The 10,172-nt window shown below is 34.2% G+C and carries 13 protein-coding genes and 1 pseudogene; 12 read left to right on the top strand and 2 right to left on the bottom strand.

All coding sequences use genetic code 11. From position 1 onward, the window contains the following. The 5 genes from DXA36_RS33205 to DXA36_RS34465 all read left to right on the top strand — a co-directional run. A partial coding sequence (locus tag DXA36_RS33205; protein WP_207666385.1) for a hypothetical protein occupies window positions 1–379 on the top strand: 379 nt, incomplete at its 5' end. A 135-nt stretch (window positions 380–514) separates the two neighbouring features. Then, on the top strand, window positions 515–931 hold the full coding sequence (locus DXA36_RS28960; RefSeq protein ID WP_069157704.1) for an immunity 70 family protein: 417 nt from the start codon (window positions 515–517) through the stop codon (window positions 929–931). A gap of 83 nt (window positions 932–1,014) precedes the next feature. Further along, a complete protein-coding gene (locus tag DXA36_RS33900; protein ID WP_278336234.1) occupies window positions 1,015–1,137 on the top strand; it encodes a hypothetical protein in 123 nt (40 codons plus the stop codon). Window positions 1,138–1,241: 104 nt separating this feature from the next. Continuing rightward, window positions 1,242–1,481 (top strand): Imm6 family immunity protein, encoded by a 240-nt coding sequence (locus DXA36_RS28955; RefSeq protein WP_069431775.1) that lies wholly within the window; start codon window positions 1,242–1,244, stop codon window positions 1,479–1,481. Then, window positions 1,478–1,687, top strand: coding sequence for an Imm6 family immunity protein (locus DXA36_RS34465; RefSeq protein ID WP_081330033.1), 210 nt, complete (start codon window positions 1,478–1,480; stop codon window positions 1,685–1,687). Before DXA36_RS28955 ends, DXA36_RS34465 begins: the two co-directional genes overlap by 4 nt. Window positions 1,688–1,727: 40 nt before the next feature. On the opposite strand, the gene DXA36_RS28945 is transcribed toward DXA36_RS34465, so the two are convergent. Next, the gene (locus DXA36_RS28945; protein ID WP_069431774.1) at window positions 1,728–2,150 is read right to left on the bottom strand and encodes a hypothetical protein; all 423 of its coding nucleotides are present in this window, start codon (window positions 2,148–2,150) and stop codon (window positions 1,728–1,730) included. Window positions 2,151–2,259: 109 nt separating this feature from the next. Between DXA36_RS28945 and DXA36_RS32740 the strand changes: the two genes are divergently transcribed. From DXA36_RS32740 to DXA36_RS33200, 4 genes are all read left to right on the top strand, one after another. Further along, a complete protein-coding gene (locus tag DXA36_RS32740; RefSeq protein WP_069431773.1) occupies window positions 2,260–2,445 on the top strand; it encodes a hypothetical protein in 186 nt (61 codons plus the stop codon). Between the two features lie 129 nt (window positions 2,446–2,574). Next, window positions 2,575–3,510: a tyrosine-type recombinase/integrase gene (locus tag DXA36_RS28940; protein WP_118682737.1), complete on the top strand. Its 936-nt coding sequence runs from the start codon at window positions 2,575–2,577 to the stop codon at window positions 3,508–3,510. Window positions 3,511–3,785: 275 nt separating this feature from the next. Next, complete coding sequence (locus tag DXA36_RS28935; RefSeq protein WP_069431771.1) at window positions 3,786–5,819, top strand: B12-binding domain-containing radical SAM protein; 2,034 nt, start codon at window positions 3,786–3,788, stop codon at window positions 5,817–5,819. 4 nt (window positions 5,820–5,823) lie between these two features. After that, on the top strand, window positions 5,824–5,970 hold the full coding sequence (locus DXA36_RS33200) for a hypothetical protein (protein ID WP_159464067.1): 147 nt from the start codon (window positions 5,824–5,826) through the stop codon (window positions 5,968–5,970). Window positions 5,971–6,028: 58 nt separating this feature from the next. Here DXA36_RS33200 and DXA36_RS28930 read toward each other — a convergent pair whose 3' ends face one another. Continuing rightward, window positions 6,029–7,489, bottom strand: coding sequence for a pentapeptide repeat-containing protein (locus tag DXA36_RS28930; protein WP_069157698.1), 1,461 nt, complete (start codon window positions 7,487–7,489; stop codon window positions 6,029–6,031). Window positions 7,490–8,257: 768 nt separating this feature from the next. Between DXA36_RS28930 and DXA36_RS28925 the strand changes: the two genes are divergently transcribed. From DXA36_RS28925 to DXA36_RS33745, 3 genes and pseudogenes are all read left to right on the top strand, one after another. After that, a complete protein-coding gene (locus DXA36_RS28925; RefSeq protein ID WP_069431770.1) occupies window positions 8,258–8,659 on the top strand; it encodes a helix-turn-helix domain-containing protein in 402 nt (133 codons plus the stop codon). Continuing rightward, the gene (locus DXA36_RS28920) at window positions 8,637–9,377 is read left to right on the top strand and encodes a LytR/AlgR family response regulator transcription factor (protein ID WP_069431769.1); all 741 of its coding nucleotides are present in this window, start codon (window positions 8,637–8,639) and stop codon (window positions 9,375–9,377) included. The genes DXA36_RS28925 and DXA36_RS28920 overlap by 23 nt, the downstream gene beginning before the upstream one ends. Before the next feature lie 332 nt (window positions 9,378–9,709). Then, window positions 9,710–10,172, top strand: a pseudogene (locus tag DXA36_RS33745) (sensor histidine kinase); the annotation flags it as partial.

Genomic DNA, 10,172 nt, shown 5'->3' with positions numbered 1-10,172 from the left:
GACAGTGCCAGCCTTGAATCCGCCATACCTTCCGGGGCAGTATACCGAATATCTGGCAGCGGTGCAGGGATGGGCACAGCAGGCTTTGCCGGGAGGGGGGAGTGGTATTGGGGGTGGTACACCAACATCAAGACCTACATGGAGACAATCGGAACTTGATGCAGCAACTGATTTTCCAGATTATGATGCACAAAAATCATTTATTAATGGAGAAGAGGTTCCTTATGGAACAAAAGGAAGTGTACGTCCCGATTATTACAAGGATGGGTTTAGTGTAGATATAAAAAATTACAACGTAGAAAGTGCAAGTGGTAGAAGTAATCTTGCGCGGAATATTGAAAAGCAGTATTATCAAAGAATAGAAAACTTGCCCGATTGAACAAAGCAATCAGTTATGATTGATATTAGAGGTCAAAATGTTTCAGATGAAGCTTTAGGTGCGTTGTATGATGACATTATGCAGAGAACAGATAATGGTGTTGAAATACTGTTTAAGATGGACTAGGAGGATAGCATGGCAGTTGGATTTAAGGTAAAGTTTTATTGGTATCAAATAGGAGATAGTGATTTTTTACATTCATTCTTTTCTACAGTAGCATATAATTTAGAAAATGGGAATTGGGGAAGTCGTTTCCCAGTAATTATGAACGAGTTATATCAAGGGAAATTAGAATGCGATAATACGGATAAGGCATTAGAGGAATTAAGTATAATCAGAAAAGAGTTACAAAAATTCAGTCCTGAGAAGGTAGTATGGGACATAGAGGATTTGTCAAAACAACCCCCATGGGGAAATGATATTAGTGAAGATATTACAGATTTATCAAATTATTTTGTAACAAGTGATGGGAATGATTTCCTAACTGTTTTCTCTCATGCATTAGAGAAAGCAAAAGAAGTCAATGCTGAAATTGTAATAAAATCCATGTAAGAGAATGTGAAACTTTTTCTGTAAATGATGTTATGAAGGGTCTTCTATGATAAAATAAATTATCATAAGGAGGCCTTTTTACTATGGCAAGAGAAAAGAAACCTATACACAGAATGCAAATGACAGAAGGAAAACGTAACATCATTCACCAGCTTTTAGAAGAATACGATATCCAATCAGCGGAAGACATCCAGGATGCATCCTAATCTTCGTATAGAAGTAACATCTGAGATATTACCAGATGTTAAAGTTACAGGTAAAAGTAATTTTGTAATTCAAAATGGACAATATGTAGAATAGAGGGACAAATATGGATATAACGAAATTAGAGCAAAAAAACAAATGTATCTTTGCTATCAAATTGGCAGAAAAGGCATCTTCATATTTGCAAGAAAGTAATGTAAAGGGATTAATAAATGAAGCTATAGAAGTTAGTTGGAAATGGGTACATACAGAAGAAAATGTAGGAGAAGTATTATATAACTTTTTGGATAATGAAGAAAATGGATTTACATTATTCCAAGAAATGGAGGAAGATGAAAAAAAATAAGTGCGTGGGACTGTATTATAGATGCTGTTGCATATGTATCAAGAGCCGCATACGAAAACGAAGGCATAAAATATTTACCTGAGCCCATTGAAATTGTCGATGACAATATTTTCACACATATGGTGCAAAGTTTAACTTTGTGTGACAGCATGGAATGTGAATATATTGAAAAGGTATACAAAAAATGTTTGGAAGAAGTTAAATAGGTTAATTTGGTAATAATTTTGTAATATTTTTCTTGAGGATCTAAAACGTCCATATTACAATGGCACTCGCTAGGGGGTATAAGGGGAAAATGATTCCTTTTTTAACTAAATAAAAACACAGTATCAGTGGTATTCCAAGACCTAAAAGTTTTGAAATACCGCTGATTTTTCGTGTAATTATAAATCTGCCAACTGCATCAGTAAGGAAAAAGCATTGCATCCCCATTCGGAAAGCAACAACAGTATAAGCAGCCTCTTGTGCATGGATAGCATCTAGCCACTGCATTATGACATTTCGCTGTTCATCAGATAAATCAAGTTTTTCATATTCTGCATTCAGTTCATTTTCAAGTATTGTGGCTTTGAGGTAATTAGTATCCTGTGTTGCATTCTGGCAAATGTTATTGTAACGCCGTTTTTTCAGATGGTTATAAAGTAGTTGAAAAAAGTCCATATCCATCATGTATTGCACCTTTCTGACAACACACGATACCGAGAAATTCAAAATCAATCCATTCACAGAACCCAAGAAGAAATACTTTATCCATGATTTGAAGTAGGAGCATACAGAGGTGGATAAGGAAACCGGAGAGATGATTATCGTTCCCGGCAGGGAAGATTCCTACGAGCGGCTTTTGGAGGTAGAGAAGCAGTTTGCAGAGAAAATTATTGTAAACTATCGCCCTTTCATTTATTGGTTAAGTACATGGAGGGGCGATAATCAGTTATATAATAAATCAGCAGATTCTAGAAGGTAATTCAATTATAAAGACAATTACCATGCTGAAAATATAAAGAATATGGCAACTAAAAATGTATGATTGCAGATATATATGTTAAATATTACCATATGTCTTATATACAAAATAAACCAGGAGGTTTTTGCAATGCTTTTAAAAGAAGAAATCAATAAATATTTGAACTATTGTAAGTTTCAAAAGGAACTTAATGATAAGACGATAAAGGCATATAAGGCGGATTTGGAACAGTTTATTACAGTGATAGAAAATAATCCAGATAAAGAAACGTTGAATTCATATCTCTTATACCTTCATTGTATGTATAAGCAAAAAACAGTTAAGAGAAAAATTGCCAGTGTGAAAGCTCTATTTCATTATTTGGAGGAAGAAGAGATAATAGAGATAAATCCATTTCACAAGGTAAAAACAAAGTTTAAAGAAGAAGTTGTTTTACCTAAAATTATTCCAAGAGATATGATAGAGCAGTTGTTGAATCATCTTTATAAGGAAAGAAGTCTTAAAGAATATTCAGAGTGGCGTAAAAAAATCATTTTAAGGGATATTGCAGTAGTGGAAACACTTTTTTCAACAGGACTTCGTATTTCGGAGTTGTGCCATTTACAAAGTAAATATTTTGACTTGAAGAATGGTGGGTTATGTATCCGAGGAAAAGGAGGAAAAGAACGGTATCTTCAAATAGGAAATAATGATGTATTGTCTATATTGAATGTCTATAAAGCATGCTTTGAAGATGAGATAAAGAGGCATGGTTATTTTTTTGTCAACCGATATGGAAAGCCATTGTCTGAACAATCAGCCAGAAGTATGATACATAAATATGCGGACGAAATACAGGCAGATATAAATATTACACCACATATGTTCCGACATTCATTTGCTACTTACTTGATGGAAGAAGATATAAATATCAGATATATACAAAAAATGCTTGGGCATGCTTCTATTACGACAACAGAGATATATACATATGTGACAACTGAGAAGGAAAAAGAGATATTGAGAACAAGACACCCAAGAAATAAGATAAATATAGGAGAAAATTTCGATAATTTGGTATATTAAGATTGCTAAATCTTTGCAAAATTTATATAATTAATATGGTAACGATAATTAGGAATTATGGGGTGGATAATTTAGTGGTATCTGTTGGATTTAGATTGGCGAATTAAGGAATGGATAATCAAAGGTTATCTGTCAAATACGATTAGGAAATATTGTGAATAATAATAAGAAATTATTCATTATGCTCAGTTTAGATAAGTGCTGTGCTGAGCATAAGATAATTTTGAATTGCTATCACTTAAAGCGATTTGCTGTATTTTTAATGGAGAAATATTATGAATTATATACGAATTTTATCCGTGGGTGGGTTATTTCATGAATTTTATAGTCCTATACCAAATGGCTTATCAACTACCGTTTTAACTCTGAATGGAAGGGAGTTGGATGCTTCCAATTTATTTTGGTCTTATATTTTTGATTCTAAGAAAATCAAATTAATTATTGATAAAATAGTTCCTGTATCGCCTAAATATATTGCTATTATATCGGATATAGATACTTTTATTAAGCAAGTTGAAATCGCCAAAAAATCAGTTTGTAATTCTGACATATCTGCAAAAGATTTTTTTCGCTATTTGGAAACATTTAGTATTGTTTGTAACATTTATTCGGAATATGTTTTTAAGCCTCATCGGCTTACGATTCAAAATGGTTTTGAAACAAATAATTACTCTGCTTCACAAATATATTATGACTGCTTAGATGAACAAAAGAATCCCTATCTACATTTTGTCAAGCAATATGTCTTGCCTCAAATTAGAGAAGCACTAGCCCCTGTTGTTTTTATAGATGGTGCACCTACATTCTATAACATGGCAATATGTCGCTTAATAAAAAAAGAGTTTCCTAATGTGCATATTTCTATTTCTCGACATTCATCGGAGTATTATTCATTAAACAAATTGGAATCATATCTAACTCAAAATGATTACTTATTTAAAATGGTTGATTCAATTATATTGGAATACTACGATGAAACAGAAGGAAAATTGCTTAGCGCACTAGAAAATAATGAGGAGCTTTCAACGGTTCCAAATTTAATATATAAGAGTGATGATGAAATACATATGACTTCCTATAAGGCTAATAGGAAAAATTATGTGCCGATTTTTCAAACTCAGCATTCTATAAGTGACTTAGCTAATGTGCATTTGCAACCCTACAATATGTGTTATTGGAACAAATGTACATTTTGTGGAATTAACAAGAAATATCATTTTAATAATGATGATTCTACAGAGAATGCACTTGAAACATCATTAAATTATCTTATAGAACATTTGCATAAAGAAAAAGAGATCAAATATATATGGTTTATAGATGAAGCAATTCATCCACATAAACTAAAATATATAGCAGATTTTTTTATACAAAATAAAATTAAAATTATATGGCAGGCTCGGTGTCGTATAGAAAAATCACTTTTGGATCAAAACCTGATTGAACTTCTTCAGAAATCGGGTTTAAAGGAATTGAGACTGGGATTGGAGTCGGCATCGCTTAATGTTCTCAAATCAATGAATAAGTTTGATGAAGATTTTTCTTTCGATATAGTAGAAAAAATATGTGCTACATATTCTAGTGCGGGAATTTCCACCCATTTTCCTATGATTATTGGATTTCCTAGTGAAAATTCTTATGATCGGAAGAAAACCTATGATTATTTACATTATTTGTGCAAAAAATATCCTCTTGTATCATTTAATCTCAATGTGTTTAATCTAGATATTAGTAGCCATGTATTTCGTTGCCCGGATAAATATGAAATAAAAGAAATTTATTATCCTTGCCAATTACGAGACTTTCTAGGCAATACTTTACAATGGGATAGAGAACCCAATTTAGAAAAACAATTGTTTATGGAGCGAGATCAATACATGCGTGAAATGCTTTATCCATGGATGCCAATAGACTCTTTTATAAAACCACATATTTTTTACAGGCTTAGTGAGACGGCAAGACATACTTTGAAGTGGAAGGCACAGATGAATAGTGCTATTCCTGTAACTAATGCAGTTTCAATAGATTTTAAGACAAAGGTTTGTATTCCAGATACATTGGTTTATGGCTTTGACGCAAAGAAAAAAGTATATATTATCTATAATTGGAAAACACATCATTATATGATAGGAAATAAGCATTTGATATTTATTATTGATTTTTTCAAAACAGCGCATACAATATCAGATGCGATAGATTATTTGACAAAGTCTGAGCCAAATGTTTATATCCTTGAAGATTTGACTATTTTGTTTTTAAAAATGTATCAACGAGGATATTTAACAGATTCAAAGAAAAAGGAGGTGTAATGCTATGTTACAAGAAGGTACCATTCTTGCAGTCTTTGATGAAGATACTGCAGAATTAGCTGCCGAATATCATATGGAGGATGCATATGATAACTGCTCGACTGCAATGTCTGGTGGCGGCGGCGGTGGCGGCGGCGGTGGTGGTCGCTAACCACTCAAAGGCACAGTAAATGTCTGTATATTTTTACTGTGCCTTATTCTCTATTCTCTTATTTGCAGTTCCGAAGTTCCTTTGGCAAATCGTTGATTGTTTTAACAATATAAGAGATATTTTCAAAATCACTTGGAAGCAGTATGTGGTGAGTGTCTTGTTGTCGCTTTTGTTCGGCTTTCATTTTTTCAATCTCTATTTTTTTAATCTCCATTTCCAATTTTTGCAATTTAATTTCCCGTCGGTTCTTAATAATATTTTGTATTTTTTCTATTCCGTTACAAGACCTATTAAAAACTACTTCAAGTGCCATAAAGACTAGAATTAATGTATATATATTATCTGATACTAAAATCGTAAGATTTATTGGAGAATTGTGCCTAACAGTTATACAATTATTTGAGTCGGGCGCATATTGTTCAAGTGTACTATTTATAATATTAAATGTCTCTGTTAATTTATCCACATCAGTATAATCAAATTTTGTTTTTAAATTTATTTCGATAATATCTCTATTAAAAGGACTATCAATAAGTAAACTTTTTGCGATAGAAAGTTCATTAATGTAGTTACGATATTCAACATATTGTAATTGTTGGACATTAACGTTATTTTCCAGAAGATCATAGAATGATTTTAGTTGTTCCAAATTAAAGTATTTATTGACGGAGGCATATTTACAAAGATGTCGTATCAGGCTGAAATCTTTGTTCCTACATGCGTATGTTAAACCATTTAATATGGTATAATATGTGTTTTCTATTTCACCATCATAAGCATATATGTTTGCAAGAGCCAAAAAATTTCTTTCATAATAAAAAACGGGTTTAAGTAATCGAATATCCTCAATATATTTTTCCCCCTTTACCATATAATCAGAACTTGCCGGCTTAAAAGAAACTGTTTCCTGATGAACTATTTGTTCAAATCCATTTACTAGATTCAATATCCCAAAAAAGGGTAAAGTAACATCTTGAAATTTAGTATCTGTAATCTCGGCAAAATCTAATGTAGTTACGGATAAATCTATATCTTTAATAAAACAATTACTAAAGGTCGAATTTGCAAAATCACATTGTTTAATTTCACAAGTTTCCAATGTACCGTTTCGAAAATAGCATTCTCTAAAGGAAGTTCCGTCTATGTTACTTTGGAAAATGTTTGTACCAGTAAAATCAGAAAAATCATATCTACATGAACTAGAATTGATTAATAAACTACTATTGGAAAAATCAGAATACATAAAATTTGCATTCACAAATTTGCAGTCTTCAAATTTAGAATTTTTAAAAATAGAATTATTTCCAATCGTTCCTTCAAAATTTACATTTGTAAAACCACAATTATTGTATATGCCATGCCGCATTAAAGAACCTTTGAAAGATTCATCAAAATTTTGATTTGTTGCTTCGAATGAGTTTTCTTCAGTTCTCAGGGGTTCCGATGGAACAATTGTTTTCAGAAAATCAGCAGATGCTGCTATTTCCAATTTGGAAAAAACTTCGCCTATCTGTTTCATAGTGCTTTCATACCTTCCTTTTCAATACAGCAAATCGCTTTAAGTGATAGCAATTCAAAATTATCTTATGCTCAGCACAGCACTTATCTAAACTGAGCATAATGAATAATTTCTTATTATTATTCACAATATTTCCTAATCGTATTTGACAGATAACCTTTGATTATCCATTCCTTAATTCGCCAATCTAAATCCAACAGATACCACCAAATTATCCACCCAATAATTCCTAATTATCGTTACCATATAAAAAATGATTTTTTTTTTCGGCAGCCCCCTTTACCTGCGGTAAATTAGGTGAAGGGGGCTTTTGTCTAAAAATATTCTCTTTTACTGCACTTTGATAATTTCATATCTGTGTATCAGGCACATATCCGACCGGATGGAGAGTACAAGTCAGGGTACAGTTATAATTAAGTGGCTAGTATAGCAGCCGTATTCGAGATTTGTAAATCTGAGTAGCCTCTTATTAAAAGGAGATAAGATTTTTTGTATGTTCACAGGTTGATAAATAGGAAGTAATATGAGTCAGTCTTTTTCGATTGTTACAATACGAAAGGGCTAAAAGGAGTTCTGATGAAGATTCACTTTTAAATATCATAAGAAGATTGCTGAGAAAAGTGTGAAAAATATTATGTATTGTCTGTGATGATAGGAGATGGAAATAAGGAAAGAATATACGAGAACACGTAGATTGTTTACACTATCCAGTTGTGAGCAAGCCAATAATAATTATGTAAAATAGTTATTAGAAAGGATGTCACAATTATGACTGAGAACCGTATCCGTGAGCTCCGCAGGAGCCACAACATGTCACAGGAAGCCCTTGGGACTATAATCAATACCACCCAGCAGGCGGTAAGCAAGATGGAAAAAGACACCTGCGCTATCTCCACAGACCTGCTTATTCGCATGGCAGAGTATTTTAACGTTACTACTGACTATATTCTCGGGCTGTCCGATATAAAACGGGATTTGAGCGGGCAGATCCGCATGAATCAGGAGATGGATCAGTGCTATGACATTGTACTCCGCTACAACAACCTGACGGACACGAACAAAAAGACACTCCGGTGTATTCTCAAACGTTTGGAACAGGCGCAGTTGGAAGAAGGGGAATCAGATATAGCAGAAGAGGTACTTAAAAATGCTGAAGATAGCCATATGTGATGATGACCTTGGCTTTATGGGAAGCCTCGAGACCATGGTACTAGAGGAAAGCCGGAGCATAGGAATCCGGGTTGATACGGATGTGTTTTCCGATGGAAAGACACTTTTGAAGAGCATACAGTCCGGGGAACGATACGGACTTATTTTTATAGATATTGAAATGGAACAGGTTGACGGCATTTCTGCCGCACGGAAAATCCGTGAGACAGATCGTTCAGTGCTGTTTATATATATTTCAGGATATGACAAATATTTAAAGGAACTGTTTGAAGTGGAACCGTTCCGTTTTCTATCAAAACCGTTGGATAAAGAAAAATTTCGCAGATATTTTAAGGAAGCCTGCCAACGAATAGGAGAAACAGAAGTTTTTTTCCAGTTTACATTTAACCGAGAACTCCGAAAGGTTCCTCTAAAAGATGTGGTATATTTTGAAAGCCGCAATCGCGTGGTACATATCTTCTTTGGGGACGGAAGTACAGCATATTTTTATAGTAAGCTGAGTGACGTGGAAAAGGAACTGGCAGACAGCCGGAGGTATTTCCTCCGCATCCATCAGTCATTTCTAGTGAACTATGATTACATAATAAAGATGAATTTCTATAATCTGACAATTCGTATGAACGGAAAAGAAATTAATCTAAAAATCAGTGAAGACCGGCAAAGGGAGGTGCGCCGCCAGATTTGTGCAATGGCAGCGGGAAAGGCAGTCATTGAATGAAGGAATATTTTTCGCTTATACTGATCTTTCTGCTTCCAGTACTACAGCTTCTGATCATACAGAGATGCATAACGACTCTTTTGGGTTCCGGAAACAGGAAACCTATAGGTATGATAAGCTGGCTTTTATACTATGTATTTCTGGTGACAACAGGGGTTGAAGACCTATTTCCTCCACAATTTCTGCTAGTTGGAAATATTCTCATGGTGTTTATGATCAGCACTGTTACCAGAAAAAAGAGTCTGAAAAAGTGTTGTATCAGCACCCTTCTTATTTGTACAGTATGGATGGTGGTAGAAGTCATAGCGTTACTTATCCTAGAGGCGGCCGGTATGGACGAATGCGTCATTGATGTTGCCGGAAGCTTCATATCCAAGATGTGTATGCTTCTGTTTTCTGTACTGCTTGACCGTTACACAAAGGAAAAGCAGTATGCAGAGATTTCCCTGCGATATTTTATTATAGCCCTTCTGGTGCCGGTAAGCAGTATTTATATGATGCACCACATCTTTCTTATAGCGGCATCGCATTCGGAATATTCCTTTTTCTCGGTTGTCGCAGGCATACTTCTTCTGCTGGTGAATTATGTGATTTTTACGGTATATGACCGGATGGGACAAGCAGCGGAGCTTCAATCCCGGAACCGGCTGTATGAACAGCAATTAGATTTATGCAGCCATCAGGCAGAGGAACGGGAAGGTTATTATCTGGAACTGCGGCGGATGCGGCATGACATGAAGAACCACTTATCGGGAATTCTTGGCATGGTAAATTCCGGACAGACAAAAGAAGCCA

The organism is Eisenbergiella sp. OF01-20, assembly GCF_003478085.1.
Classification (GTDB): domain Bacteria; phylum Bacillota; class Clostridia; order Lachnospirales; family Lachnospiraceae; genus Eisenbergiella.
Note: the sequence above shows the minus strand (reverse complement) of the source record. Positions and strands in the feature narration are given on the sequence as shown.

Bases quoted from the DNA above. Each gene is read 5' to 3' on its own strand.
- DXA36_RS28960 (WP_069157704.1), top strand. From the start codon at position 515: ATGGCAGTTGGATTTAAGGTAAAGTTTTATTGGTATCAAATAGGAGAT.
- DXA36_RS33900 (WP_278336234.1), top strand. From the start codon at position 1,015: ATGGCAAGAGAAAAGAAACCTATACACAGAATGCAAATGACAGAAGGA.
- DXA36_RS28955 (WP_069431775.1), top strand. From the start codon at position 1,242: ATGGATATAACGAAATTAGAGCAAAAAAACAAATGTATCTTTGCTATC.
- DXA36_RS28945 (WP_069431774.1), bottom strand. From the start codon at position 2,150: ATGATGGATATGGACTTTTTTCAACTACTTTATAACCATCTGAAAAAA.
- DXA36_RS28940 (WP_118682737.1), top strand. From the start codon at position 2,575: ATGCTTTTAAAAGAAGAAATCAATAAATATTTGAACTATTGTAAGTTT.
- DXA36_RS28935 (WP_069431771.1), top strand. From the start codon at position 3,786: ATGAATTATATACGAATTTTATCCGTGGGTGGGTTATTTCATGAATTT.
- DXA36_RS33200 (WP_159464067.1), top strand. From the start codon at position 5,824: ATGTTACAAGAAGGTACCATTCTTGCAGTCTTTGATGAAGATACTGCA.
- DXA36_RS28930 (WP_069157698.1), bottom strand. From the start codon at position 7,489: ATGAAACAGATAGGCGAAGTTTTTTCCAAATTGGAAATAGCAGCATCT.
- DXA36_RS28925 (WP_069431770.1), top strand. From the start codon at position 8,258: ATGACTGAGAACCGTATCCGTGAGCTCCGCAGGAGCCACAACATGTCA.
- DXA36_RS28920 (WP_069431769.1), top strand. From the start codon at position 8,637: ATGCTGAAGATAGCCATATGTGATGATGACCTTGGCTTTATGGGAAGC.